Annotated in this window: 28 protein-coding genes and 1 pseudogene; 3 read left to right on the forward strand and 26 right to left on the reverse strand. The window is 39.1% G+C overall.

Going from position 1 to position 25,159, the window contains the following annotated elements:
• Nucleotides 1-61: 61 nt before the first annotated feature.
• Together FXF36_RS03700 and FXF36_RS03705 are read right to left on the reverse strand one after the other, a co-directional pair.
• A pseudogene (locus tag FXF36_RS03700) lies at nt 62-325 on the reverse strand (lysine--tRNA ligase); the annotation flags it as partial.
• Between the two features lie 116 nt (nt 326-441).
• Nucleotides 442-1,467 carry a hypothetical protein gene (locus FXF36_RS03705; protein ID WP_151622532.1) on the reverse strand — a complete coding sequence of 342 codons (1,026 nt, stop codon included), beginning with the start codon at nt 1,465-1,467 and terminating at the stop codon, nt 442-444.
• Nucleotides 1,468-1,614: 147 nt separating this feature from the next.
• Between FXF36_RS03705 and FXF36_RS03710 the strand changes: the two genes are divergently transcribed.
• Nucleotides 1,615-2,019: a helix-turn-helix domain-containing protein gene (locus FXF36_RS03710; protein ID WP_243143570.1), complete on the forward strand. Its 405-nt coding sequence runs from the start codon at nt 1,615-1,617 to the stop codon at nt 2,017-2,019.
• Nucleotides 2,020-2,128: 109 nt separating this feature from the next.
• Here the strand turns inward: FXF36_RS03710 and FXF36_RS03715 are convergent, their stop codons facing one another.
• The 12 genes from FXF36_RS03715 to FXF36_RS03770 all read right to left on the reverse strand — a co-directional run bounded on the left by FXF36_RS03715 (nt 2,129) and on the right by FXF36_RS03770 (nt 12,794).
• On the reverse strand, nt 2,129-2,338 hold the full coding sequence (locus tag FXF36_RS03715; RefSeq protein WP_151622533.1) for a DUF3791 domain-containing protein: 210 nt from the start codon (nt 2,336-2,338) through the stop codon (nt 2,129-2,131).
• Nucleotides 2,339-2,340: 2 nt separating this feature from the next.
• Nucleotides 2,341-2,586 carry a hypothetical protein gene (locus FXF36_RS03720; RefSeq protein WP_151622534.1) on the reverse strand — a complete coding sequence of 82 codons (246 nt, stop codon included), beginning with the start codon at nt 2,584-2,586 and terminating at the stop codon, nt 2,341-2,343.
• The gene (locus FXF36_RS03725) at nt 2,583-3,086 is read right to left on the reverse strand and encodes a DUF3990 domain-containing protein (protein WP_243143571.1); all 504 of its coding nucleotides are present in this window, start codon (nt 3,084-3,086) and stop codon (nt 2,583-2,585) included. The genes FXF36_RS03720 and FXF36_RS03725 overlap by 4 nt, the downstream gene beginning before the upstream one ends.
• A 141-nt stretch (nt 3,087-3,227) precedes the next feature.
• The gene (gene lysS / locus FXF36_RS03730) at nt 3,228-5,288 is read right to left on the reverse strand and encodes a lysine--tRNA ligase (RefSeq protein WP_151622535.1); all 2,061 of its coding nucleotides are present in this window, start codon (nt 5,286-5,288) and stop codon (nt 3,228-3,230) included.
• Between the two features lie 163 nt (nt 5,289-5,451).
• Complete coding sequence (locus FXF36_RS03735) at nt 5,452-6,837, reverse strand: MATE family efflux transporter (RefSeq protein WP_151622536.1); 1,386 nt, start codon at nt 6,835-6,837, stop codon at nt 5,452-5,454.
• A 177-nt stretch (nt 6,838-7,014) separates the two neighbouring features.
• Nucleotides 7,015-7,494 carry a transcription elongation factor GreA gene (gene greA, locus FXF36_RS03740; protein WP_151622537.1) on the reverse strand — a complete coding sequence of 160 codons (480 nt, stop codon included), beginning with the start codon at nt 7,492-7,494 and terminating at the stop codon, nt 7,015-7,017.
• 104 nt (nt 7,495-7,598) lie between these two features.
• Nucleotides 7,599-8,582, reverse strand: coding sequence for a tRNA dihydrouridine synthase DusB (dusB, locus tag FXF36_RS03745; protein WP_151622538.1), 984 nt, complete (start codon nt 8,580-8,582; stop codon nt 7,599-7,601).
• A 16-nt stretch (nt 8,583-8,598) separates the two neighbouring features.
• Nucleotides 8,599-9,369 carry a type III pantothenate kinase gene (locus tag FXF36_RS03750; RefSeq protein WP_151622539.1) on the reverse strand — a complete coding sequence of 257 codons (771 nt, stop codon included), beginning with the start codon at nt 9,367-9,369 and terminating at the stop codon, nt 8,599-8,601.
• Nucleotides 9,369-9,692: a DUF6145 family protein gene (locus FXF36_RS03755; protein ID WP_330583213.1), complete on the reverse strand. Its 324-nt coding sequence runs from the start codon at nt 9,690-9,692 to the stop codon at nt 9,369-9,371. The genes FXF36_RS03750 and FXF36_RS03755 overlap by 1 nt, the downstream gene beginning before the upstream one ends.
• The gene (locus FXF36_RS03760) at nt 9,692-10,462 is read right to left on the reverse strand and encodes a biotin--[acetyl-CoA-carboxylase] ligase (protein ID WP_151622541.1); all 771 of its coding nucleotides are present in this window, start codon (nt 10,460-10,462) and stop codon (nt 9,692-9,694) included. Before FXF36_RS03760 ends, FXF36_RS03755 begins: the two co-directional genes overlap by 1 nt.
• Entirely contained in the window at nt 10,455-11,450 is a 996-nt protein-coding gene (gene argF / locus FXF36_RS03765) for an ornithine carbamoyltransferase (RefSeq protein WP_151622542.1), read from the reverse strand. The genes FXF36_RS03760 and argF overlap by 8 nt, the downstream gene beginning before the upstream one ends.
• Nucleotides 11,451-11,567: 117 nt before the next feature.
• Nucleotides 11,568-12,794: a cell wall hydrolase gene (locus FXF36_RS03770; RefSeq protein ID WP_151622543.1), complete on the reverse strand. Its 1,227-nt coding sequence runs from the start codon at nt 12,792-12,794 to the stop codon at nt 11,568-11,570.
• Between the two features lie 178 nt (nt 12,795-12,972).
• Between FXF36_RS03770 and murG the strand changes: the two genes are divergently transcribed.
• A complete protein-coding gene (gene murG, locus FXF36_RS03775) occupies nt 12,973-14,034 on the forward strand; it encodes an undecaprenyldiphospho-muramoylpentapeptide beta-N-acetylglucosaminyltransferase (RefSeq protein WP_151622544.1) in 1,062 nt (353 codons plus the stop codon).
• Between the two features lie 96 nt (nt 14,035-14,130).
• Here murG and FXF36_RS03780 read toward each other — a convergent pair whose 3' ends face one another.
• Genes FXF36_RS03780 through dapF form a run of 6 tightly spaced genes read right to left on the reverse strand, consistent with a single transcriptional unit; the run spans nt 14,131 to nt 19,446 of the window.
• Nucleotides 14,131-14,541, reverse strand: coding sequence for an HIT family protein (locus tag FXF36_RS03780; RefSeq protein ID WP_151622545.1), 411 nt, complete (start codon nt 14,539-14,541; stop codon nt 14,131-14,133).
• Nucleotides 14,542-14,559: 18 nt separating this feature from the next.
• Nucleotides 14,560-15,552, reverse strand: a complete 993-nt coding sequence (locus FXF36_RS03785; RefSeq protein ID WP_151622546.1) for an SCP-2 sterol transfer family protein — start codon at nt 15,550-15,552, stop codon at nt 14,560-14,562.
• A 30-nt stretch (nt 15,553-15,582) separates the two neighbouring features.
• Nucleotides 15,583-16,257, reverse strand: a complete 675-nt coding sequence (locus FXF36_RS03790) for a rhomboid family intramembrane serine protease (RefSeq protein ID WP_243143572.1) — start codon at nt 16,255-16,257, stop codon at nt 15,583-15,585.
• Between the two features lies 1 nt (nt 16,258).
• Complete coding sequence (dapA, locus tag FXF36_RS03795) at nt 16,259-17,152, reverse strand: 4-hydroxy-tetrahydrodipicolinate synthase (RefSeq protein ID WP_151622547.1); 894 nt, start codon at nt 17,150-17,152, stop codon at nt 16,259-16,261.
• Nucleotides 17,139-18,611 (reverse strand): UDP-N-acetylmuramoyl-L-alanyl-D-glutamate--2,6-diaminopimelate ligase, encoded by a 1,473-nt coding sequence (locus tag FXF36_RS03800; RefSeq protein ID WP_151622548.1) that lies wholly within the window; start codon nt 18,609-18,611, stop codon nt 17,139-17,141. The genes dapA and FXF36_RS03800 overlap by 14 nt, the downstream gene beginning before the upstream one ends.
• A 1-nt stretch (nt 18,612) precedes the next feature.
• The gene (gene dapF / locus FXF36_RS03805; RefSeq protein ID WP_151622549.1) at nt 18,613-19,446 is read right to left on the reverse strand and encodes a diaminopimelate epimerase; all 834 of its coding nucleotides are present in this window, start codon (nt 19,444-19,446) and stop codon (nt 18,613-18,615) included.
• Between the two features lie 168 nt (nt 19,447-19,614).
• Between dapF and FXF36_RS03810 the strand changes: the two genes are divergently transcribed.
• Entirely contained in the window at nt 19,615-20,472 is an 858-nt protein-coding gene (locus tag FXF36_RS03810; protein WP_151622550.1) for an AraC family transcriptional regulator, read from the forward strand.
• Between the two features lies 1 nt (nt 20,473).
• Here FXF36_RS03810 and FXF36_RS03815 read toward each other — a convergent pair whose 3' ends face one another.
• The 6 genes from FXF36_RS03815 to FXF36_RS03840 all read right to left on the reverse strand — a co-directional run bounded on the left by FXF36_RS03815 (nt 20,474) and on the right by FXF36_RS03840 (nt 25,051).
• A complete protein-coding gene (locus FXF36_RS03815) occupies nt 20,474-21,514 on the reverse strand; it encodes a DUF8462 domain-containing protein (protein WP_151622551.1) in 1,041 nt (346 codons plus the stop codon).
• Nucleotides 21,515-21,795: 281 nt separating this feature from the next.
• A complete protein-coding gene (locus FXF36_RS03820) occupies nt 21,796-22,944 on the reverse strand; it encodes a hypothetical protein (RefSeq protein ID WP_151622552.1) in 1,149 nt (382 codons plus the stop codon).
• Between the two features lie 15 nt (nt 22,945-22,959).
• The gene (locus tag FXF36_RS03825) at nt 22,960-23,265 is read right to left on the reverse strand and encodes a zf-HC2 domain-containing protein (RefSeq protein WP_151622553.1); all 306 of its coding nucleotides are present in this window, start codon (nt 23,263-23,265) and stop codon (nt 22,960-22,962) included.
• Entirely contained in the window at nt 23,265-23,558 is a 294-nt protein-coding gene (locus FXF36_RS03830; protein WP_151622554.1) for a zf-HC2 domain-containing protein, read from the reverse strand. The genes FXF36_RS03825 and FXF36_RS03830 overlap by 1 nt, the downstream gene beginning before the upstream one ends.
• Nucleotides 23,551-24,042 carry an RNA polymerase sigma factor gene (locus FXF36_RS03835; protein WP_151622555.1) on the reverse strand — a complete coding sequence of 164 codons (492 nt, stop codon included), beginning with the start codon at nt 24,040-24,042 and terminating at the stop codon, nt 23,551-23,553. The genes FXF36_RS03830 and FXF36_RS03835 overlap by 8 nt, the downstream gene beginning before the upstream one ends.
• A 199-nt stretch (nt 24,043-24,241) precedes the next feature.
• Entirely contained in the window at nt 24,242-25,051 is an 810-nt protein-coding gene (locus FXF36_RS03840; protein WP_151622556.1) for a nitroreductase family protein, read from the reverse strand.
• Nucleotides 25,052-25,159: the final 108 nt, after the last annotated feature.

The following is a 25,159-nucleotide window of genomic DNA, read 5'->3' on the forward strand; positions in this document are numbered from 1 at the left end:
AGGCAAAAATTATCTTATTGCTTCACCTGCATAATTCTATCCAGGAAGAACTAAATACACATTAGTATAACTTAGCACCAGCTGGGATGTGGTTATCAATCATAAGAAGGTGAAGTTCTTCACCGTCTGAATCCTTGAAGTTGTTAACTGCTGAAAGTAACATACCGCATGACTCGATACCCATCATAGCACGTGGTGGAAGGTTTGTAATTGCTACAAGTGTCTTACCGACTAATTCCTCTGGCTCGTAGAACTCGTGAATTCCTGAAAGGATTGTTCTATCTGTGCCTGTTCCATCATCAAGTGTGAACTGAAGAAGCTTCTCATAGGCGAAACCCTCCTTAAACAAAACTACCCTTTCTAGTAGGCTTCATTATTCTCACAAACCATTTTTTCCTATGCACTACTGGTAAATTATATTAACACCATCTATAAAGGTGATTATACTTGTTTTATAAGTACTCGTATAAATGCAAGTATACCTTTCTGACCTCTTATTCCATTTTTTATTTCTTCGTCTGTATACCATCTATGATTTTTTACAGATCGTCTATCAGCCTCAACAGGCATAGCTCTAAGTAAAAATTTATATATTATGAATGCAGATAACTCTACATATCCAAATATGAGTCCCAATGCTAGCAATGCATCTAAATCAATGCCTCTAAGCTGTGACATCAATATAACTACAACAGCAATCACCCAAAGTAATATATACACAGTTTTTACTAACTTATAAAAGGATTTCACTTCTCTAACTTTATTTCGAGCCTTTTTGAGTGCTTTGTGTTCATCTATTGTATCAACGTACTCCTTTTCACTTTTTAGAAACTGTTTAATATAAAAATCAGTAAGTTTTCCTTCAATTGTTGATAAACGTTCATTAGCCTTATCTTTATCATTCTTTGAAAGATATAACACACAGCTTGATAATCTCAAACGTAAATGTTCTATTGTTTGTTCCCGTTGATCACTTAATTCAATCTTTTGTTTTATGACGTCTGCGTCGTCTGTAAGAAAATTATAATAACCATATTTTTTAGGCCGAATGACTAGAAAATTATATACTCGGACATCATCCCCATATTCTATCAAATATTTTAAGAATATATATGACGAACCTTTTAACGTATATTTAACTTCTTCTCTAATATAATTTTGAAAATCCTTCAATATCAATTCTAAATCGCTCTTTGTATATTTAGATTTTCTGATTTGCTCTATGACATCTCTTTTATCCTGCTTTTTTCTTGCACCATCTTGAAATGACTCTACTATTGATTGTCCTAGTGTTCTATAACCACTGTCATACTTTGCCTGTGCAACTACCGCACTATATTCATTATCGATTTCTGCAAGTATCTTTTCATTATTCGAGTCTTTGTAATTATATTTTTTTAATAAAGCTCTGTATTGATTATCAATGTCCTCCAGTGATGTAGATGAATCATATTTAAAGTATTTCATATACACTCCTTCTGTAGAAGCAACAGTCTGTAGAGTTCAATATAGAATAACGCTATTCTATTATAACATAATATTGTTATATTTACTACGTAGTGTTGCATCATACTGTAGCTTTTTAACTAAAATGTACCTAAAGGAGTAGGAATAATGATGGTTGGAGAGTCTATTTTACCTAAAAAATTAAAAGAACTTCGCAAGGCACATTCATACACACAGGATTTTGTAGCTGCATCTTTGGGTATTGTAAGACAGACTTACAGCCACTATGAAACAGGAAAGAGAACACCAAGTTCAGAAATGCTGTATAAACTGGCTGGGTTATATGACATTTCCATAGATGACCTAATGCACTTGATAATGAATATCGATAGGAGTACCTATTTTGATGCACCTCCTCCATCTGAAACTTCTCTAGAACTAAATGACTATCTTGAATATGTTAACTCACCTGTTAATGCTAACAAGCTAACAAGCTACATAATCTCAGCAGTTTGGAAAAGGAACTTTTATTTTACTTTCAGAAGATATCTGAAGAAGATAAAAAAGAAATAATAGAAATTATTAAAATTAAAATTCATAGACAAAAATAGCCAAAGTCCATTTTAAGACCTTGGCTTTTCTTTTACATACATTAATAAACACTAACAATTTTATATCAATACTACCACGCATGCTTACCAACCATAAGTAACGAATTAATATCTGCAAAGGCATTTTCAATACGTTCTTGATGGTACATTTCGTAATTATCAAATATTTCATTAGTTATGTTATGGTCATCCCATTCTTTAAGCACGTCCCCAGTGACTTTATTATTTGCATTTGCGTAGCGCTCTATAAGATATAAAAAGAATTGCATTTCTTTTGTCATACTCATTCACTCCTTAGATATACCGAGTTCCTTGGATCACCTGTAATTTTCTCTGACTCCCACATATCAAATATAGCTCTCTCTGAGAACTCCCACATTGCAAGTTCCTCATCTTCTAACATTCTATGTGTTTCAGACATCAGAAATTCTCTCGTTGCTTCCATCTCTTCAAGACCATACTTATCCATAATCCTCTGTATAACTTTTTTATTATAGTAATCAAGTGATGTAGGAACTATTTTTGTCATAATGTCTTTATCTCCTTACATGTTAACAATTGCAATGCTGCTTCTGTTTTAAATGTATATTGATCTTTTAACTTTTGTGGTAATAATCGTTTAATTGCCTCTTCTTCATCATAAGAACCATCCATATAGAGGTCAATAACTGGCATGGTCTGGTCATCAGCTACCGGTCCAATTATTAAATCCCAGTCTTCACTAATCATTTCACCTTTTCTATGTGCTGCTACAAAATTCAGCCATTCAGCATCAGGTTTATCAAACTTCAATATTTTCAATGTAGACAAGCTCTGATCATCAAGTTCATACACAGAAACTATTCCTTGTTTAGTTTTTAAACGTTTAGCAGTTCTTTCTGCCCATTTTGATGCCTGCTCTAAGCTACTTGTGGTATAGAAACCTTTTCCAAAATCCAACTCTCGCTGAATCTTTAATAGTTTTGGGGCTCTTACTTCAACATTACTTCCATGATAGAGAATCATTGCTTTACCTTCCTTTGGTTGCATTATATCATAAATTCTCAATCATTTCAGAATACAATCCTCCGACTTAACAATATACTTTATACCTATAGTTCCCTATGGCTATGAATGTAAAAGAGCCCATCATTATCGATGGACTCTCGTTTTAACGTGTTCTCTTTTTGATTAATATAATTTTGCACCAGCTGGGATATGATTATCAACCATAATAAGGTGCAATTCTTCCTCATCTGAATCTTTAAGGTTGTTTACTGCTGAAAGTAACATACCGCAAGATTCAATTCCCATCATTGCTCTTGGTGGAAGGTTTGTGATAGCGATAAGTGTCTTTCCAACAAGTTCCTCTGGCTCATAGAATGAATGAATACCAGAAAGAATTGTTCTGTCTGTACCTGTACCATCATCAAGAGTAAACTGAAGAAGTTTCTTACTCTTTGGTACTGCCACACATTCCTTAACCTTTACAGCTCTAAAATCACTCTTTGAGAATGTCTCAAAGTCTACTGTCTCTTCAAATAAAGGCTCGATTTTAACGTTTGAGAAATCAATATTCTCAGAAACAGTCGTAAATTGGTCGTAAGACTGACCTGTAACACCGTTAGAAGCCTTATTTTCCTTCTTTGGTTCATCAAGACTCTTCATAGTCGGGAAGAGGAGTACATCACGGATAGCCTGGCTATCTGTAAGTAACATGCAAAGACGATCAAGACCATAGCCGATACCGCCTGTAGGTGGCATACCGATTTCAAGTGCATTGAGGAAGTCCTCATCTGTGTGCTCAGCCTCATCATCGCCTGCTTCTGCGTTAGCATCCTGTGCTGCAAAACGCTCACGCTGATCGATTGGATCATTAAGCTCAGAGTATGCATTACACATCTCCCATGTATTAATGAAGAGCTCGAAACGCTCTACCTTTGTAGGGTCTGTAGGCTTCTTCTTTGTAAGTGGAGAAATCTCGATTGGATGATCTGTAATAAATGTAGGCTGGATAAGATTCTCCTCGCAGAACTCCTCGAAGAAGAGGTTAAGGATATCACCCTTCTTGTGACGGTCCTCAAACTCAACGCCCTTTTCACGAGCGATAGCCTTTGCTGCCTCATCGTCAGCAATAGTATCAAAATCAACGCCTGCAAACTTCTTTACAGCGTCTGTCATTGTCATTCTTTCGAAAGGCTTACCAAGGTCGATTTCGATTCCGTTGTAAGAAATCTTTGTAGAACCAACAACCTTTTCAGCAAGACGACGGAACATAGTCTCAGTAAGCTCCATCATGCCTTCGTAATCTGTGTATGCCTGGTAAAGCTCCATAAGTGTGAACTCAGGATTGTGACGAGTATCAACACCCTCGTTACGGAATACACGACCGATTTCGTATACACGCTCGAAACCACCAACGATAAGTCTCTTAAGGTAAAGCTCAAGAGAAATACGAAGCTTAACATCCTCATTAAGTGAGTTGTAGTGTGTCTCGAATGGACGAGCTGCTGCACCACCTGCATTAGAAACAAGGATAGGTGTCTCAACCTCCATGAAATCACGCTCAGCAAGGAAATTACGAATCTCCTTCATCATAAGTGAACGCTTAACGAATACCTCACGAGAATCCTTGTTCATAACAAGGTCAACGTATCTCTGGCGATATCTCATATCTGTATCTGTAAGACCGTGGAATTTCTCTGGAAGAATCTGAAGAGACTTTGAAAGAAGTGTAATCTCCTCAGCGTGAATTGAAATCTCACCTGTCTTAGTTCTGAATGCGTATCCCTTGATACCAAAGATATCACCGATATCAGACTTCTTGAAATCAGCGTATGGCTCTTCTCCGATTGCATCTCTTGCAACATAAACCTGAACATCACCCTTGCGGTCACGGATGTTGCAGAAGCTAGCCTTACCCATAACACGCTTGAACATCATACGTCCTGCGATGCTAACGTGGATTGGCTGAGCATCCATAATAGCACGACGCTCGTTGTAATCGTCGTTAACTGCCTGCTTTGCAGCCTCTTCGTCCATGCCATCTGTATTAACTGGCTGACGACCTGCAAGAAGCTTTGCCTCGTGCTCTTCATATAAATCTCTAACCTCATCTGTGTGATGAGTCTGATCAAACTTTGTAATCTCAAATGGATCTCTGCCTGCCTCCTGAAGTGCAGCAAGCTTTTCACGGCGAACCTGAAGTAACTGATTTACATCCTGGCTGCCACCATTGTTCTGCTGTGCCATATTTTCTCCTTTGTTATTTCATATATATTTAATTAGATTAGTAATTACATAAAAAGTCATTCAATTATAGACCGAGAAATCTCTAGGTGTCAAGGGCGCTTATCGTCGGCCTGCGGCCTCCTGATACTAATAATCTTCGCCAGCTCGATTATTAGCATCACTGCTAAACCATCTGCACCAGCCAAACATCACTCTTAACCATGAAGTAGCCCATGATATTTTTGATAAGCTCTGTGCCCTGTACGAAGAAGTAAACCCATACGATTCCAAGCCCTGTATAGTGAGCAAGAATAAATGCACAAGGTGCCACAATTACCCATGTAAACACTGAGTCGAAAAGGAAAGTAACAAGTGTCTTTCCGCCTGAACGAAGTGTGAAATATGAGCAGTGACTAAAGCTGCAGGAAGGCATCCATATAGCAGCAACTGCGATAAATCTTGTTGCGAGGGAACGGATCTCTGGAGCAACATTGTAGATACGAGGGAACAAGCCACCGAAAGCAAACATTATAATCGCCATAATTGTGCAGCAAAATACGCTGAAGGCAATCATCTTGTTATCAGCATCCTTTGCTTCCTCAAGCTCTCCAGCTCCCAGATACTGACCAACTACAATACTTATACATGCACCAAGCTGAATAAATACTATATTGAAAAGGTTTGCAATTGTGTTTGACATACTAAGCGCTGTCAACACATTCATTCCTCTAACAGAGTAACTCTGGGTAACCATACTCATACCCGCTGCCCAAAGTACCTCGTTTAGCATAAGTGGCGCACCCTTAATAAGAATCTGTCTGAATATGTTTGCTGGCAACCCAAAGCCTGTATAGGCACCCTCCAGATATCTATTCAACTCTCTGTGTGAGTGAGCCCAGATAATTACAATTGCACACTCTATATATCTTGCTATAACAGTAGCAAGGGCTGCACCTCTAACACCCATTTCTGGGAATGGTCCAAATCCAAAGATTAAGCAGTAATCTAAAATTGCGTTGGTTGCCACAGCGACCATACCAGCTACCATAGGAACGACCGTCTGGCCTGTTTCTTTAATATTAGTTGCATATGCCTGATTAACTGCAAATGGGATAAGTCCCACAAGGATAATTCCTAAATACTGGAGACCATATTCCAAAGCAAGTTCTGGTGATGCTCCCTCACTTTCGGTTAAGAAGAGTGAAATCAACTGGCTGCCAAACACCTTAAAAATCAAAATACCAACGAAGGTTGCTAGAAGCGTCGCATAGAGCTTAAAACGGAATGTATACATATGACCCTTATGGTCGCCTTTTCCGAAATACTGAGCCCCATATATACTTCCTGCTGAAGCAGCACCAAATACTGCCAACGCAAATACGAAGTGGAGCTGGTTAACTGTTGCAACGGCAGAAATTGCTTCCTGACCAAGCTGACCTACCATGATATTATCCAAAAAGCTTACAAAGTTTGTAATAAAATTTTGGATAATCATAGGGGTTGCAAGAAAAATATATCTTCTGTAAAAAGCCTTGTCACCGATGAATGTCTTTTTAAATTTTGCTAGCATTTTGTCCCTCCTAAACAGTCCGCCAACTACACTCACAATCACTACAGCTCTTTTTCTCATCGTTTTCACTATACTCTCAAAAAAGAGCTGTATTAATTGTGATTTGTTGGCTACTCTTTGCAAGAAATAAAAAATGACGTCACACCCATCGGGTTGTGACGCCATAAACTGCGCTAATTATTTACTCTTCTTTGCTGCAAGAATCTTGTACTCGAATGCACCAGCCTCAGTCTCAACTGTAACTGTATCGCCCTTCTTGTGTCCAAGAATAGCCTTACCTACTGGTGACTCGTTTGAAATCTTGCCCTTAAGGCTGTTAGCCTCTGTAGAACCAACGATTTTATACTCAACTTCCTCGTCGAACTCTACATCAAGAAGTGTAACTGTCCAACCGATGTTAATGTTCTTTGTGTCGTGTTCGTCTGTAACGACCTCAGCATTTTTAAGGATCTTCTCGATTTCCTCGATACGTGCTTCGATATCACGCTGCTCATCCTTTGCTGCATCGTACTCTGCATTCTCTGAAAGGTCACCCTGCTCTCTGGCTTCCTTAATCTTCTGAGATACTTCTTTACGTTTATTGACCTTGAGATCCTCAAGCTCGTCCTCTAATATCTTAAGTCCTTCGGCTGTAAGTAAATTCTTCTTTGCTTCCATAAAAATTTTCCTTTCGTTCGGATGTATTTTTGAATGGATTTTCCGCTGAAAATCCTTATATATCGCATTAGCTTAGTGAATTATAAGCCACCCACATATTGATGTCAAGAATTCCCGTATTGGTTCATAAATTCTTCAAAAAGTTTTTCTAAGTCATCGTATGACTCTACATTATTTATCGCTCCACGAAGCTTGCTAGCCCCCTTGTAGCCTGCCGTATACCATGCTGCATGCTTACGCATTTCTCGAATTCCAAGATAATCTCCCTTGAATTCAATCTGAAGCTTTGCGTGGCGAAGCATTGTTTTCACCATCTCTTCCATTGGAGGCTTTCCAATCAATTCTCCTGTCTCAAAATAATGAAGAATCTGATGGAAAATCCATGGATTCCCCTGTGCACCTCTTCCTATCATGAAACCGTCACAACCAGTCTGCTCCTTCATGGCGATTACATCCTTTGCATCAAGGATATCTCCGTTTCCAATAACAGGAATAGTAACTGCCTGCTTTACATCAGCTATGATGCTCCAGTCTGCCTTGCCTGAATAATATTGCTCACGAGTTCGCCCATGAACCGCCACTGCAGCTGCACCTGATTCTTGAGCGACATGAGCCATCTCTACTGCGTTAACATGTTCATCGTCAAAACCCTTACGAATCTTTACAGTAACTGGCTTTTCAATAGACTTTACCATGCTCTCAATAATCTTACCCGCAAGAACTGGATTTTTCATCAGCGCTGAACCATCACCATTGTTTACAACCTTTGGCACTGGGCAGCCCATATTGATATCCAAAATGTCAAAATTGCGATGTTTAATCTTAGCAGCCATTGCCCCCATTATCTCTGGGTCAGAGCCAAAAAGCTGAAGGCTGACTGGACGTTCCCTCTCATCTACAGTAAGAAGGCTCTCTGTATTTTTGTTGTTGTATAAAATGCCCTTGGCACTAACCATTTCCATGCAGCAAAGCGCAGCGCCCTGCTCCTTGCATAGCAAACGAAATGGCAGGTCTGTTACGCCTGCCATTGGTGCCAAAATCAAATTATTGTCTAAAGTTACGTTTCCGATTTGTAATTTCTCTATCATAAATTTGAATTTCTAATTATCTTTTCTGCTTGTCATAAATAAACTTCATTCCGTAAAGAGTGAGGTTTGGATTGTAAATATCGATACACTGTGTCTCGCTTGCAATCAGATTGCCAAGACCACCTGTAGCTACAACCTTAACATTCTCATAGCCACTTTCCTCAATCATATGCTTAACAATATATTCTGTCTGACCAATCTGTCCAAAAACAAGACCTGCCTGCATAGAAGAAATTGTCTCTTTTGCAAGAATCTTTTCAGGCTTCTTAATTTCAATCTCTGGAAGCTTTGCAGCATCCTCCCAAAGAGCCTTTGCGCTGATGCGAATGCCAGGAGCAGTAACACCTGATACAAATGCACCACTGCCATCAACCAAATCATAAGTAGTTGCTGTACCAAAATCAAGAACAAGCACTGGTCCACCATAAAGCTCGTAAGCTCCTGCTGCATCAACGATACGGTCTGCACCAATCTGCTTTGGATTCTCTGTCGCAATGCGAATGCCTGTCTTAATGCCAGCCTCCACGATGATAGGCTGAATATCAAAATACTTGATAATCGAGCTTGTAAGAGAGTGCATCACATTAGGAACAACCGATGCAATAATGACATCATTAATCTTAGAATAGTCTAAATCATTTGAGCGAAGAATCTCTCTGATTGTAATTCCAAACTCGTCTGATGTACGATTGATTTTTGTGGTGATACGGAAATTTCCAAGCAAGTCCTCTCCGTCAAAAACACCCATTGTGATATTTGTATTGCCAACGTCAATTGTAAGTAACATTACATTCCCTCTCCTAGAAATACTACTTTATAATATGTTTCAAGCGCTTCAAACAACTCCGTGCGCTCTCTTTGCATTCTCTTGACCTCAAGTGCCGAACCGATTTCATCATACATAAAATCATTTTCATTATGATCTACATCAATTCTAAGAGAACCGTCTTCCTCATAAACCATCTGAATGGTTCCGCTGACTGACTCAGTGTACATAACGCACAATATTTTCAGTTCATCCTTAATCATTGGAGGAAGTCCCTCGAACTCTGGATTTAAATAAAATTTCTTGGTGTAGCAACTAGCTCCACATAATATCTTTTCTTCCATTATATGTATCCATAAATACCACGTACTGAAACCTCTCCAGTACGGATTATCCTTTCTTCACCATCAACTTCCACTATCAACTCACCGCGATTATTGATTCCAATTGCAGTTGCTTCATAGGAAGCTTCCTGAGCCTCTATTCTAACACGATTGCCACGATTAGCAAGATGCTTTTCGTATTCTTCCTTCAAACCAGTCATATCCTGTGTCTCAATGAAAATATTATAATACTTTTTAAAACTATTCCATATCTCGTTTGTTAGCTCGTTCCTGTGGCCCTGTCCACCTTCTGATTTTGCAAGCTCTAAATCTACTGAAGTCGCTTTAAAGGCTATCTCTTTTGGAAAATTCTTATTATGAACATTCACTCCAATGCCAACAACCACATACCAAACCTTGCCATCTTTTAGTTCCATTTCTGTAAGGATGCCACAGATTTTTTTTCCATCTAATACAATATCATTCGGCCACTTTATCTGTCCATCCAATCCATACAAACAATAAAGCGCATCACGTACCGCCATAGCAGCCACAACGGTGATTGTCGGAATGGCATCTAAAGAAATCTCCTCTGGTCTAAGCAACAACGACGTGGCAATAGAATCATGACTTGGAGATTCCCACTTACGACCTATACGACCTTTGCCTGCTGTTTGCTGCCCAGCAGAAATCACGAGCCCCTGGACTTCATCCGCGTGGGCTCGTGCCTTAATCCTGTCATTTGTTGAATCTACCGATTCGTAATATTCAAAACAATAATCCTTAAGCATTTCCTAATGTTGCGTACATAACTGCTTTGATAGAGTGCATTCTGTTCTCTGCCTCATCAAAGACAATCGAACGCTCGCTTTCAAAAATTTCATCGGTGACTTCCATGCAATCTATACCAAACTTCTCATGAATCTGCTTTCCAATTGTAGTATTCAAATCATGAAATGCTGGTAGACAATGCATAAATTTAGCATCCTCCTTTGCATAAGAAAAAGCCTTTGCATTCACCTGATAAGGACTAAGCTCTTTTATTCTCTCTGCCCAAACCTCATCTGGCTCGCCCATTGAAACCCACACATCTGTGTAGATAACATCTGCATCCTTACAGCCAAATTCTACATCCTCTGTGAGAGTGATAGTAGCACCGGTCTGCTTTGCTATCTCTTTGCACTTCTCCACAAGAGAAGCCTCTGGAAAATATTTCTTGCTTGTGCAAGCCACGAAATCCATACCAAGCTTTGCACAGGTCACCATAAGTGAGTTACCCATATTATAACGGGCATCGCCCATATATACAAACTTTATTCCTGCAAGTTTTCCAAAATGTTCCTTAATTGTCATCATGTCTGCAATCATCTGTGTTGGATGTGACTCATTTGTAAGTCCATTCCATACAGGTACGCCTGCATATTTAGCCAAATCTTCTACGATAGTCTGTTCAAATCCACGATATTCTATACCATCATACATACGACCTAATACACGAGCGGTGTCAGCAATTGATTCCTTCTTTCCAATCTGTGAACCAGATGGATCAAGATATGTAACATTTGCACCCATATCATAAGCTGCCACCTCAAATGAACAGCGAGTACGTGTGGACGTTTTTTCGAAAATTAATGCTATATTCTTTCCTGCCATGTAGTCCTTCTGAGACTTTCCCTGCTTCTTCTCTGCTTTTAGCTTCAAAGATAAATCAATCAAACCATTAATCTCTTCAGGAGTGAAATCCAACATTTTTAAAAAGTTCTTTCCTTTTAAGTCCATAACGTACCTCCTTGCATTATGCATAAATATTCATTAACTATGATTTATTATGCATTATAAACCAAAAAAGCCCTTAGGTAAACCCTAAGAGCTTTAAAAATCAATATTTTCATAATTTTAGTAGAAAACATGGTTTCCGATAATAAGACCTTCCTTTGAACCAGCACGTCTAAAGTGTAATCTTCCACCTGTAGGGTCAGCACCAGCCATAGCCTCCTGTGCTGCCTGGATACATGAAGCCTTTGGTCCCCTAGCAACTACTGAAGACATACGTGATGTAGAGAACTGCCCTCTTGCAAAAATAACATCGTGAATATTGCCAGCGTATGAACCTGAAAGCACACGGTTCATAACAACTGCACCAACTGCAACCTGACCCTCGTACATCTCGCTTCCAGCTTCAATCTGAATAATAGCTGCAAGAAGAGTAAGATCATCTGCAGATGTAATTACAGCCTGCTTAGCTGCAGCTGCTTCCGCTGCTGCGGCCTTAGCCTGCTCAGCCATAGCTGCCTGCTCTGCAGCCTTTCTAGCAGCTTCCTCTTCAGCAGCTCTCTTAGCCTCAGCTTCCTCTTCGAGAGTGATAGCTTCTCCAGTAGCTAAATCAACTTCAACATACTCAGCCTTAACATAGCCTGTAGAATCACCAGACTTAACAGCTACCCAACCTTCAACTTCTTCTGCATCAGTATTAACCTCAAGCTTGCTTCCCTTAGAAACAACCTTGATAATCTTTGCATCCTCAGATGCCTCGCCTCTGATGCGAAGACCATTAACATCTATAGTTGCATATGTGCAGCATACATCAACTGCAAGATCATATGCCTCAATTCCTGTAACACAATAGTCAGCTGATACAAATCCATGAGCATTTCCTGACTCAATCTCATACCAACCATCAAAAACATCTACGAGAGTAGCAATGTCACCCTTGCGAAGCTTTGCAACTGCTTCCGAAGCAACATCTGCCTCTGTTCGAACATAAATATAATCATTAACATTAGCAACCACCTTATCAGACCACTCATCGTAAGCGTCATCTGTATCAGGCTCAACCTGATCTGAGGTAGCAGCTACAACTGTAACATCAGCTGATGCATATCCTAAATTTGAACCTACGCTAAGCTCAATTGCTGAGACAGCAGAAAAAACACCCGCTGTGCTAGCTGGCTGAATTTCTACGTTAGTTGAGAACACTTCATTAACAGGGGCATCATCCATATAAGCTCCTGTAACCAAAAGAAATGTCGCAACTGCAAGCGCTACTGACTGCTTTGTACGCTTGTTGACATACTTTCTGTAATGTTTGTACTGTGCAGTTAGATTGTTACTAAATTTAATCATAATCCTCCACTATTTTCCTAATAATTCAAAATTATTACGAAGTTGTTACGTTGTCCAATATAACATTCTTACCATTAAATGTCAAATTTGGTACATTTGACTTTTGTCAAAGCACTGAATATTATAGTGTTTAAGCGATTTTTTATATTTTTAACTTTATCAAAGAAGGTATATTTTTATGAAAAAAATAGTTATGACAGGTGGCGGCACAGCTGGCCACGTTACACCTAATCTTGCTTTGGTTCCTTTACTTAAGGAAGCAGGTTATGAGATTTCTTATATTGGCTCCTACACTGGCATCGAGAAAAAGCTTGTGGAGGATGCAGGTATTACTTATTACGGCATTTCATCTGGCAAACTTCGTCGTTACCATGATTGGAAAAATTTCACAGATCCATTCCGCGTAATCAAGGGCTTTTCTGAAGCTAATCAGCTTCTTAAACATATACAGCCTGATGTTGTTTTTTCTAAGGGCGGATTCGTTTCCGTACCTGTTGTTATGGCTGCAGGTCGTCAGCATATTCCTGCTATCATTCACGAGTCTGATATGACCCCTGGACTTGCCAATAAGCTTGCCATTCCTTTTGCCACAAAGGTTTGCTGCAACTTTCCTGAAACACTGGCATATCTCCCAGAGGGAAAGGCTGTCCACACTGGCTCACCTATTCGTCAAGAGCTTTTCAGCGGCAATAAGGAATCTGGTTTAGCCTTCTGTGGCTTCAATGCTGACAAGCCTGTTATGCTTATTATGGGCGGCAGCATAGGCTCGCGCTTCATTAATAATGCAGTTTGGGATTCCCTTGACAAGTTGCTTGAGACGTTCCAAATCGTCCATCTTGTTGGTAAAGGTAATATCAACAATTCAGTTATTGGTAAGCAGGGTTATCAACAATATGAATTTATCAGTGAACAGCTCAATGATATCTTTGCTATGACAGATATTATGATTAGCCGCTCTGGTGCTAATTCTATAAGTGAGATTTTAGCCCTTAAAATCCCAAATATTCTCATTCCCCTTTCTGCTGCTGCAAGCCGAGGAGATCAGATTCTTAATGCAGAAAGCTATGAGAAACAAGGATTTTCTACTGTACTTCAGGAAGAGGAACTTACGTCAGAATTACTTCTGAATAGCGTAAATAAAGTATATGAAAATAGAGCTTCCATCATTAGAAAAATGGAAGAATCAAAGTTACTTGATGCTAATTCAGTAATAATGAATTTAATAGAAAACATAAAATAAGCCTGTAGCTATCAAGCTCTTAGTGTTACTCAAGCGAAACATTCTACGTTGAGCGGAGTAACACTAATGCTTGAGAGCGTAACAGGCTTTCATAGTCTACATGCTTAATTTCTTAACTACTTCTGCTGTTTCCGCATCAGTAAAGCTCTGGTGATTCCAGTCATTGATTGCTCCATCACCAGCCCATCTTGGAATAACATGTACATGAAAATGGTGAACTGTCTGTCCTGCAGCTTCACCATTATTTTGTATGATGTTAACGCCGTCACAACCAAGCTCCTTCATTGCCTTATTTGCTATCTTCTTTGCAAGAGGAAGAGCTTTTGCAGCAACCTCATCATCAATTTCAAAGAGGTTTGCATAGTGCTCCTTTGGCAAAATAAGTGCATGTCCCTTTGAAGCTGGTGATGCATCGAGAATAACCTTAAAATCATTGTCCTCATAAATAGAATTTGTAGGAATATCCCCATTTGCAAGCTTGCAGAAAATACAATTGTTGTCCTTCATCACAATATCCTCCGTAATTTAGTTAAAAGTAAAAATTTCATCTAAGGTTCTAAGGGTTCTGAAATTGCCCTTCGCTGTCATGTCTCCCACAGAAAATGCTCTTTGGAAAGTCTCGCGGCCAGCCACAATATTGTCCATAATACTACCTGTGAGTTTCATGTACACATCTATATTTTCTTCTTTGCCGTAATGGCAATCCATTCTATCCCCAGATACACCAAGGAAAAGCGGCTGCTCCTTACCATCAATCATAAACAGGTACTTTGCTGCGAACTCAGGATTTCCCTTAAAATGAATCTCAAAATCATTTATATATTCATTTGAGCTGGTCTCCTGTTTTTTGCCCATCATATCTCTGAACATGCTGGTCAAATCCGCTATATCTGCCTTCTGAGTCTGAACATATTCATCATCTGAAACGAACTTAGAAAGCTGCTCAGTTTCCTGTGGAGAAAGCTCCAGCTGCTGGGTACGCAATATGCTTCTGGTAACAGCCTGATTGCTGGTTGGTAAGCCCTTTGTATGCTGCGAAATCGTGCGATATAAGGTCTCAACCTTCTTTTCGATTATATGAGCATACTCAGTGTTCTCGCGAAATTCCTTCACATCTTCCACATATCCGCAGAATCCAGAACATGGAAGTCCACCAAGAATTTCCCATGCATTTTCCAACGTAACCATTGCCTCACGCTCGCCATAGGTGGTAGACATAACCACCGGCTGCATGTAGGTAGTAGCCAGTGCTGTCTTATCAGCATAGAGCCAGCAGGCATCCAAAAACTGATTCATATATCCGCCAATACCAAGCCATTCCACAGTGGTCGCAAGGATGATTCCATCGGCATCCTTCAAGGTCTGAGGCATCATGGAAATAGCATTCTTCTGCTCATAAATCTTGTAGGTGTGAACCTCCACCTGAAGCTCTGTGAGCACCTGCTCCATTCTGCCGATAACATAAAGTGTTGGGTCCTCAAGCAGACCCCTACCGCCGTAGTAAATGTTTACTTTCATAATAGCCCCCCGACTTTTACGTCTCTTACCTTAAGTATAGGGATTTTCCTCCCCAAAATCAACGGAACCATTTTCCTTTGGGGCCTTAATCGCCCTTATGATAGTTGGTATTCCATATGAGAAAAAGGTGAGAATTATTCCAGTCAAAAGTCCACCAAGATGCCCCACATTATCAGTTCCCGCTGTTGCAAAGCCAAAATAAAGAGTCAGTGCTGCCATAAAGAGCATTCGCTTCGTATTAATCCCCTCGTATTTTCCCTTATGGCATATAACAACAATAATCATACCTCCAACTATACCAAATATAGCCCCTGAGGCCCCTGCCACAATATCATTCTTTCCCATCAGGCACATATAAAAGAACGACAAAAAAGAACCTGCCAGGCCTGAGCCAAGGTAGATTCCAACATATCTAGTGGTACCTACCGCCCTCTCAAAAATCTGCCCCAGCAAAAATAAAAGTAGCATATTATTTGCCAAATGCTCGATTCCAAAATGCATAAAGGTAGCTGTAACAAGGCGGTACCACTCATGATTATATAAAACAAGATACGGATTCATAGCACCATTATTTAACATAAAGGCACCATTCTCCGTATCTCCAATAAATTCCAGCACAATAAAGACAATTATATTAATTGCCACAAGCACAAATGTAACTGGACCGTTTTTAGGATTTAAAAAATCTTCTTTATTACTTTTCACACTAAGCAAGCATTTCCTGTGGCATGCGGCTTAACAGCTGACTCATAGCCACTTTATGCTTATCCTCCATCTCTGTAAGTGGGAGTCTTAGACTTCCTACATTAAATCCTAACATATTCATAGTGGATTTAACAGGGATTGGATTTACCTCGCAGAAAAGCGCATCTACAAGCTCGAGATAATCAAGCTGAAGTTTGCGAGCTTTGTTTTCATTTCCCTCAAGGTATGACATAACCATGTCGTGTGTCCCTTTTGGGGCAACATTTGAAAGCACGGAAATAACTCCTATTCCGCCAAGTGAAAGAATTGGGACTATCTGGTCGTCATTTCCTGAATATATATCAAGGCATCCGCGGCAAAGGCTTGCAAGCTTTGTAATCTGAGAAATATCGCCACAAGCTTCCTTAATACCAACAATATTTTTATTCTCAAGTCCAAGCTTCATAGCAGTCTCTGGCAAAATATTGCAGCCAGTACGACTAGGCACGTTGTACATAATGATTGGAAGGTCGATTTCCTTTGCAATTGTAGAATAGTGCTGGTACAAACCATCCTGTGTTGCCTTGTTATAAAATGGTGTAACAATAAGAAGTCCATCTACTCCAAGAGCCTGAATCTTCTTTGAAAAATCAATTACAAGACGAGTAGAATTACCGCCAGAGCCTGCAATAACAGGGATTCGGTGATTTACTCTCTTAACTGTAAATTCAATAACAGAAAGCTTCTCTTCCTCGCTCATTGTTGCTGGCTCACCTGTAGTACCGCACACAATAATAGCATCTGTTCCGCCTTCAATCTGTCTGTCAATTAGAGTTCCAAGCATGTCATAATTTACGGTTTCATCTTCATTGAATGGAGTGATTAATGCTACTCCTGCACCTCTAAATAATGTCATTGCCGTCCTCCTTAATAATCTCTGCAATGAGCTCTCGCTCGTCCATATGGTGCTTAACACCCTTAATTTCCTGATAATCCTCGTGGCCCTTACCTGCAAGAACGATGATGTCACCGTCCTTTGCATTTGTAAGACAATATCTAATGGCTTCCTTACGGTCTGGCACTGTTACGTACTCACCATCAGCCTTCTTAACACCGATTAAGATGTCGTTAATAATATCCATAGGCTCCTCGTTACGTGGGTTGTCAGATGTGACAACTGTAAGATCTGCAAGCTTTGAGCTAACCTCACCCATTTCGTAACGGCGGCTCTTTGCGCGGTTTCCACCACATCCAAACATACACACAAGTCTGCCTGGCTCGTAAGCCCTGAGTGTTGTAAGAAGGCTCTCAAGTGCCATGGCATTATGTGCATAGTCAATCATAACTGTAAACTTGCTTGAAACTGGAACAAGCTCGATACGCCCCTTTACATGCACATTCATAAGTGCTGACTTAATCTTGTCCTCAGCTACATTAAACTGCTTGCAGATAGCAACAGCAGTAAGTGAATTATAAACAGAAAATGCACCTGGTACATTTACCTCTACTGTCATATCTTCCTTGCCAGTTATGTGGTAACGAACTCCAAGAGCACCGTTTTCATTAAGAAGCTCTACATTTTCAGCAATAAGGTCGTTGTCCTTGCCGTAGCCGTATTTGATAACCTCACAAGTGTGTCCCTTAAGGATGCCTTCGATGTGCTCGCTGTCTCCGTTGAAGATACCTGTCTTACACTGCTGGAAAAGTAAGCTCTTGCAGTACATATAGTCCTCGAAATCCTTGTGCTCATTGTCACCGATGTGGTCTGGCTCAAGGTTTGTAAATACACCAATGTCAAAAGTGAAACCTGAAACTCTGTGAAGCATAAGTGCCTGTGAGCTAACCTCCATAACTACTGCATCAAGCCCAGCCTCTACCATCTGAGCAAAAAGCTCCTGTACACGGTAAGACTCTGGAGTAGTGTTAACTGCAGGAATACGCTCGTCACCTACGATAGACTCGATTGTTCCGATAAGACCTGTCTTGATTCCTGCACTATCGAGAATAGACTTTACCATATATGTGGTAGTAGTCTTTCCCTTTGTACCAGTGATACCGATAGTCTTAAGCTTTTCAGCTGGATGACCAAAGTATGCTGCTGATGTATATGCAAGCGCCTCACGGCTGTTCTTAACTTTAATATATGTGATACCATCAACTGGCTCTACATCCTTCTCGATGATGATTACGCTTGCACCCTTTTCGATTACATCAGGGATGAAATCATGAGCATCTCTAACTGTACCTGAGATACAAACGAATACGCTATCCTTTTCTACTTTTCTTGAATCATATGTAAGTGTGCTGATTTCACGATCAAGCTCACCTGCATAAAGTTCGTAATTTAATTTATCTAATAACTCAACTAATTTCATATTAAACCTCGATTTCTCCATTAAAGACTTCAGTTGCTGGTCCTGTCATGAATACGTGATTTGTCGCGCGGTCGTATTCGATTGTAAGGTCGCCACCTCTTAAGTGAACTAATACCTTATCATCTGTCTTTCCATTTAAGATACATGCCATAACAGTGGCGCAAGTTCCTGTTCCGCAAGCCCAAGTCTCGGCAGAGCCTCGCTCCCAAACTCGCATATTTGCCTCTGTTCTTGAAAGCACCTGAACAAACTCAGTGTTTGTGCGCTTTGGGAATCTCTCGTGATTCTCAAACTGTGGGCCATACTTTTCAAGCTCAAAATGCTCTGTATCATCTACGAATATAACTGCGTGTGGGTTTCCCATGGAAACGCAAGTCATATTCCAAGTCTTTCCACCAACCTCGATTGGAGCATCGATTACCTTATCTCCATCTGCAACTACTGGAATCTGCGAAGGCTCAAGAATTGGCTCACCCATATCTACGCGAACCTGCTGCACATTACCATTTTCTACATATAATGTGAGATATTTGATGCCTGCTCCTGACTCAACTGAAATCTCAGTCTTGTCTGTAAGCTTATGATCGTAAACATATTTTGCTACGCAGCGGATGCCGTTTCCGCACATCTCAGCCTCTGAGCCATCTGCGTTATATATTCTCATTCTGAAATCTGCTACATCACTTGGTCCTATTGTGATAAGGCCATCTGAGCCTATTCCGAAATGTCTGTCACTAACTTTAGTAGAAACTTCTGCTGGGTTTTCAACCTTCTCTTCAAAGAGATTTACATATACGTAATCGTTACCGCAGCCGTGCATTTTTGTAAATTTCATATTTGTCCTTTCGAATCTAATCGACAGTTCTTTTATCTTAATTTAAGTATATACCGCACTTTCTAAAGCGATAATATCAGTTAGTGTTTAAAATGTTGCAAATAGTGCTATTGAGTTTTATACTCAAGGTGGAATAATACTATGGAATTGTGAAGAAAGGATGACGTCATGACCGAATACAGCAAAAAAGGTTACCTATATTCCAACTTCAAAATTTTCCATTTATCAGATTCAAACCTTGGTGAAATTGATTTTCATTATCACGATTTCCACAAGGTTTTAATCCACCTATCTGGGAATACGTCCTATTCTATAGAAGGACAGAATTTTGATTTACAGGCAAACGATATTGTCTTTGTAAATGCCGGCGAAGTTCATCGCCCAATTTTCCATGATAATTCCACTTACGAGCGAATTATCATATATATATCTAAGGAGTTTTTGGCTGAATATAGCCAAACTGATAATGATTTATCCTATTGCTTTAGAAATGCAATAGAGAATGGTTCACATGTTTTGCGACTCCATTCCTTTAAGAATTCTCGTGTAGCTGCCACAGTAGGCAAGCTTACTTCAAATCTTGGAAAAGATGATTATGCAAACGAACTTTTCATGCAGGTACTCTTCCTTGAATTTATGGTAGAGCTAAATCGCGCTGCCATAAGTAATGAGGTGGAATATCTATCTACAAGCTATTCTGGCAGCAAAATCAATTCCATCATTAATTATATTAATGAAAACCTAACATCAGATTTATCAGTTGATGCTATAGCAGGACAGTTCTACCTTTCCCGCTACTATCTCATGCATACCTTCAAGGATGAGACTGGCTACACCATCGGCAACTACATCACTATCAAGCGCCTAGCCCTAGCTCAGTCATTAATCGACGCTGGCAAGCCAATCGCTGATGCCGCAGAACAATCTGGCTTTGGTACCTATTCCACTTTCCTGCGTGCATACAAAAAGACCTATGGCACCAGCCCTAAAAAGAAGGCGGCGTCACAGGCCTCACTGTCATTTTAATTTATATTGTCTGATGCTGAACAAACTCCTTAAAAAATGGAAGAGCAAAACATAATCTTCCATAGGCCCCATCTGACTTAAGAATCCCGGAGTTTTCCAACGTACTTTGATATGATGAAAAATTATTTGAATCCATCTGGATGCTCTCTCTTACTGTCTTAACAGATACATTATCCTCAAAACCTGAAATTGCTCCTGATACTTTTTGTTCTGCAGGGGATAATTCTTCCCATATCTTCTCATAAGAGCTTTCTTCAAGGCTGGTCTTATACTCAAAAAGTATCTTATCATCAACTGTTTTCTTTTTTGATTCAAATAAATAATAGCCCAGTATCTGAAATCCATATGAATATCCGTCAGTTAACTTCGCCATCTCAAACGATTCTGCCTCACCTATTCCAAAAATCTCTTCATATTGCTTTGCCATTCGCCTCATATTTAACGCACTAAGTGATACCTTAGGTGCTCTCTTTAAAAATGTTTGTGAGCGATTATTCTGCAAGGCTCTAACATTCTTATATAAGCCTGTCATTAATACAAACACAGGTAATTTTTCTCGTAAGCAATGCTGATAATAAGTTGTAAACTCTCTTACATTCTTTGAATTAATCACTTCATCTATTGTTATTAATACTTTGATATCATGCTTTGCCAATGTTTTTAGCATTGAATCTATATCAAGCTGTATATCTGAATATTTTTCATCTTTATCAAGTGCTATAGATACTCCTTTTATCGAGACATCGAATTTAACCTTTGGAAATTTTCCCTGTGTTTTCTTATATAAATTTGCCGCAAGCGAATTTAACATATCTGTCTCTACATTTAGATCGATATGAAGCCATTTTTTATCTTCTGCAAGTCTATGAGAAACAGCTGTCATCAGTACGGTTTTTCCTGATCCTCTTGCTCCAAGTAACAAATACATATGTGTAGACGGTATTTCCGAATTAAATGTATTTATTATCTTGTTCTGTTCTTCTGTTCTAGGAATGTATAAATTTGGTTCTGTTCCAAAATCTAAGCTAAACGGATTATTCATAGATGACCTCCTCGTATTACTACTTATTACATGTTTATAATCATCTTACAACTTATTACATGTTTTATTTTATGTTACAACTTATTACAGGTTATTACAACTTTTATTCTTGCCTTCTAGTATGCACACATATTACTATTTATTACAACTTATTACTACTTATTACTGTTTTCAAGTTCCTATTACTGTTTATTACTGTTTTAATATTTTAATTATTTTCTATGCAAAAAGACCTGTGCCCCCAGCCCTTGTTAAAGACTGAAGCACAGGCTTTTCTTCCCTTATTGATATATAGACCTATCTGCAGCGAGATATTTATCATTCTCTTTCAAATCCCTTGCAGTTGGATTTATTAACAACACATAGCTAATCCTATTGTTTTGCGAATCCATAAGGGCATATTCAAATACTTTATTTGTGCTTCCTGATGGATCTTCATAATTAGTGACTTCTTCGCCATCAAATAAAACATATGCTGGATATTCATAAGTGTCAGCATCAAAGGTCGTGTAACTTATTTCTTCATCCTTAAGTCGAGCCTCTTCTTCTTTATAATCAACTTCTGAATACTCTGCTTCCAAAGTTACATATCCGCTATCATCATCTCTACTATATTTGAAATATCCATCCTTCACACTGCTAATATCCTTTGGGAATACAAGTAATCCTGATATTCCAGCAAAGGCATTTTCCAATTCCACCTTGTTGTAAGATTTTAGTCCGTAGCTTATGCTATGCCCCTTATACATTGGTGGCTGATATATATTATAGGCAGTAGATCTTTCATCAAGATAATTACTATATCCACCATTCTCTAATGTCAGACTTTCCTCATAATCTGTAGGAAGGTATTCCTTAGGAATCTTTTTTAAGCTTTTCTCAGAGGTTTTGAATGCTACATAAATATAAGCGATGCTATTATCTCCTAAATCCATGGCATACTCATAAGAAAAATCATTATGGTCAATTGCTATATAGACTGGATGAGCAAATCTATCCGAATTGTCATAAATCAATTTTTTTGCTCTATCGTCATATTGTGTATACGTCTGTGACGATTGGGAAAGTCTATCGATTTCGTTTTGGTAATCATCATCGCTGTACTGACACTTGAGATACACCTCATAGGTGGGGTCATCCCAGGTATCCTGATATGAATTATAAAATTCTGGCTTCTCGTCCTGCTCAAATGCACTTTCTGGCACCTTCTTTGGGAAAGTCAAAAACTCAGTCCTGGCTTTTCCATATTCACGAGTCATATTTTCCTTCATTGTCTGCTCGTATTTTTCTATACCCTTTGTAACCTTAGGAGGGCCTCCAAAGAAAAATACTAATATTAATATATAAATGGCTGCAATTACAGTAATCAATCCTATTACTAGCCCAGCTATAATTCCTATTGCAATCTTAAAACCTTTTTTCTCTAACATATCTTTCTCCTGTCTCTATTCAGAAAGTACCATGAGATACACTATTAAAGCGGCGAATGCTCCTATAGGTATCAACGCACCTATCATCATTCCGATGAGGTAGTATTTTCTTCTTTGCAATACTGCTATAAATTTGCGTCCTCTACTTTTCTGCTCTAGTTCATTTATTTCGATTTCCTGCTCTAGCTGCGTTAGCTTACCTTTACAGTGGTTACAAGATTCAAGATGGTTTTCTACCATGAGCTTCACCGAATCAGTTAACACCTCATCCCTGTATGATGGCAGCAAATCTTCTATTATTTCGCATGATATTTTTTCCATCAAAATACTCCATTCATCAAGATGTAATTTATTATCACTATAAGTACTATCACAAAAACAAGGTACCCCAGCACTACTAAGAGTATTTTAAGAAGTGAAGGGATTTTAAATTTCTTCTTTCTCTTTTCTGGCTTTGACAGCTCCATATCTGCCGTCATGGCTTCATAGATGTCCCTGCAATCCTGGCAGGTTTTTATATGCTCTTCTATGAATTCCTTCGTTGCCTCACTTGCTTTTCCATCGATATAAATAGGAAGAAGATCTGCTACTAAATCGCATTCAAATTTACTCATATTCACACATCTCCTTTCCTATTTTCGCCTTGCCTCGATAGAATGTTACCCTGGCCCAGTTTTCAGTCTTGCCTTTTAATTCTCCTATTTCTTTGAATGAAAGCTCACCCTTTAACCTGTAGAGCATCACATCTTTTGTAGTGCTATCTAGCTTTTCGATAGCCGCGTACAGAGCCTTGTTTGTTTCATTTTTGATGTACATCTCTTCAACCAGCTCACCAGTGGATATCTCCATGGCTTCTTCAATTGGAATCTGATTGAATTTATTATTCTTTTCAAGATATTGCCAGAAGGTGTATTTTGCTATCTGGCATAGCCAGGTGGAGACTTTTGAATCACCTCTGAATGTATCGCTTCGCCTGATTGCACGAAGGAAAGTCTCCTGAGTTAGGTCCTCTGCCAAGTCCCTATCTCCATTGGTGAGTGTCCGAAGAAAGCCCTGCACAAGCTGATAGTATTCTTCGCACATTTTCTTGATGTTCAAGCTTTCTTCCTCCCTTTTTATTTGCTTTCACTACATTAGTCCGATTATGTAGATTTTCGTTACAAACTTTTTTACCAAGAATAGAAGTTTCTGTCAAACTTGTCTATATCATGTTATATAAAGAAGTTTGTATTCTAAAAAAGAGCCGACAGTTCAATTTGTCGGCTCTTACTAATTATCTACTATTAAGATTATATTCTTACCATACGTAGCTTGCTATGTATTCAGTTTTCTCTGGAGTTGCAATACCAGGGTCTGCCTGCTTAAATGTAAGCTTTTTGCCCTCCTCGCGACACTGGTTTTCAAAATGATAAAGAGCAATTCCAAGGTCTACCTTCTGCAAATCATAAGTTCCATTATCGTAGCCCTTATCCTTTTTCTCATAGAAATGAACTCCATTATCAGTAACAACTACTCTCCATGGCTGCTTGTTTACAGCTGATGGCGCAAGACGAACTGCTTCGAGAGCTGTCTTTATTCCAAGCTCTTCTGCTTTATCTTCTGTAAGTTGTGTCTCAAAACTATTTGCAAAAAATAATTCAGAAAAATCATATCTGCTATCAGCCTTAACGCCTTTTCGCATAAGAACTTCCTTAACACCCATTTTATCTGCGGCGTATCCTATAGGACTCATGCATGGCATAATTTCATCATCCTTAAGATTAATGGCCTTCTCAAACTTATCCCTTGATAATGTGCCACCGATCCAAACTGTGCCAAGACCTTTGCTTACTGCATACATTAAGAGCTCTTCAAAGCTATATCCATATGCCACATCAGCGTTTGCTCCCTTCTTCACTTTAGCAGCGATATATTCCTTTTCACCAGATAGAACTGGGCTTGATAGTCCATGCTCATCCTTTTTTAAAAATACGAATTCCACAGGAATATTGTAAGGATTTACAATGCTTTCTGCGTATTCCTTTAAATCATCTATTACTTCGTTGCCTATACCATTGCCGTCAAAGGTTCTTACACTTCGTCTGTTTTTTACGTCATTAATAAACATATTTCATTACCTCCGATTTAATTTAATATTACACTATTCGATTGCGCTAAATCTATTATAAATTTTACTGATAACAAATTATTATGATATAATCTGGAAAATGCATTC

The organism is Pseudobutyrivibrio xylanivorans (assembly GCF_008935055.1).
Classification (GTDB): Bacteria; Bacillota; Clostridia; order Lachnospirales; family Lachnospiraceae; genus Pseudobutyrivibrio; species Pseudobutyrivibrio xylanivorans_A.

Bases quoted from the DNA above. Each gene is read 5' to 3' on its own strand.
- FXF36_RS03705 (WP_151622532.1), bottom strand. From the start codon at position 1,467: ATGAAATACTTTAAATATGATTCATCTACATCACTGGAGGACATTGAT.
- FXF36_RS03710 (WP_243143570.1), top strand. From the start codon at position 1,615: ATGATGGTTGGAGAGTCTATTTTACCTAAAAAATTAAAAGAACTTCGC.
- FXF36_RS03715 (WP_151622533.1), bottom strand. From the start codon at position 2,338: ATGACAAAAGAAATGCAATTCTTTTTATATCTTATAGAGCGCTACGCA.
- FXF36_RS03720 (WP_151622534.1), bottom strand. From the start codon at position 2,586: ATGACAAAAATAGTTCCTACATCACTTGATTACTATAATAAAAAAGTT.
- FXF36_RS03725 (WP_243143571.1), bottom strand. From the start codon at position 3,086: ATGCAACCAAAGGAAGGTAAAGCAATGATTCTCTATCATGGAAGTAAT.
- lysS (WP_151622535.1), bottom strand. From the start codon at position 5,288: ATGGCACAGCAGAACAATGGTGGCAGCCAGGATGTAAATCAGTTACTT.
- FXF36_RS03735 (WP_151622536.1), bottom strand. From the start codon at position 6,837: ATGCTAGCAAAATTTAAAAAGACATTCATCGGTGACAAGGCTTTTTAC.
- greA (WP_151622537.1), bottom strand. From the start codon at position 7,494: ATGGAAGCAAAGAAGAATTTACTTACAGCCGAAGGACTTAAGATATTA.
- dusB (WP_151622538.1), bottom strand. From the start codon at position 8,582: ATGATAGAGAAATTACAAATCGGAAACGTAACTTTAGACAATAATTTG.
- FXF36_RS03750 (WP_151622539.1), bottom strand. From the start codon at position 9,369: ATGTTACTTACAATTGACGTTGGCAATACAAATATCACAATGGGTGTT.
- FXF36_RS03755 (WP_330583213.1), bottom strand. From the start codon at position 9,692: ATGGAAGAAAAGATATTATGTGGAGCTAGTTGCTACACCAAGAAATTT.
- FXF36_RS03760 (WP_151622541.1), bottom strand. From the start codon at position 10,462: ATGCTTAAGGATTATTGTTTTGAATATTACGAATCGGTAGATTCAACA.
- argF (WP_151622542.1), bottom strand. From the start codon at position 11,450: ATGGACTTAAAAGGAAAGAACTTTTTAAAAATGTTGGATTTCACTCCT.
- FXF36_RS03770 (WP_151622543.1), bottom strand. From the start codon at position 12,794: ATGATTAAATTTAGTAACAATCTAACTGCACAGTACAAACATTACAGA.
- murG (WP_151622544.1), top strand. From the start codon at position 12,973: ATGAAAAAAATAGTTATGACAGGTGGCGGCACAGCTGGCCACGTTACA.
- FXF36_RS03780 (WP_151622545.1), bottom strand. From the start codon at position 14,541: ATGAAGGACAACAATTGTATTTTCTGCAAGCTTGCAAATGGGGATATT.
- FXF36_RS03785 (WP_151622546.1), bottom strand. From the start codon at position 15,552: ATGAAAGTAAACATTTACTACGGCGGTAGGGGTCTGCTTGAGGACCCA.
- dapA (WP_151622547.1), bottom strand. From the start codon at position 17,152: ATGACATTATTTAGAGGTGCAGGAGTAGCATTAATCACTCCATTCAAT.
- FXF36_RS03800 (WP_151622548.1), bottom strand. From the start codon at position 18,611: ATGAAATTAGTTGAGTTATTAGATAAATTAAATTACGAACTTTATGCA.
- dapF (WP_151622549.1), bottom strand. From the start codon at position 19,446: ATGAAATTTACAAAAATGCACGGCTGCGGTAACGATTACGTATATGTA.
- FXF36_RS03810 (WP_151622550.1), top strand. From the start codon at position 19,615: ATGACCGAATACAGCAAAAAAGGTTACCTATATTCCAACTTCAAAATT.
- FXF36_RS03815 (WP_151622551.1), bottom strand. From the start codon at position 21,514: ATGAATAATCCGTTTAGCTTAGATTTTGGAACAGAACCAAATTTATAC.
- FXF36_RS03820 (WP_151622552.1), bottom strand. From the start codon at position 22,944: ATGTTAGAGAAAAAAGGTTTTAAGATTGCAATAGGAATTATAGCTGGG.
- FXF36_RS03825 (WP_151622553.1), bottom strand. From the start codon at position 23,265: ATGGAAAAAATATCATGCGAAATAATAGAAGATTTGCTGCCATCATAC.
- FXF36_RS03830 (WP_151622554.1), bottom strand. From the start codon at position 23,558: ATGAGTAAATTTGAATGCGATTTAGTAGCAGATCTTCTTCCTATTTAT.
- FXF36_RS03840 (WP_151622556.1), bottom strand. From the start codon at position 25,051: ATGTTTATTAATGACGTAAAAAACAGACGAAGTGTAAGAACCTTTGAC.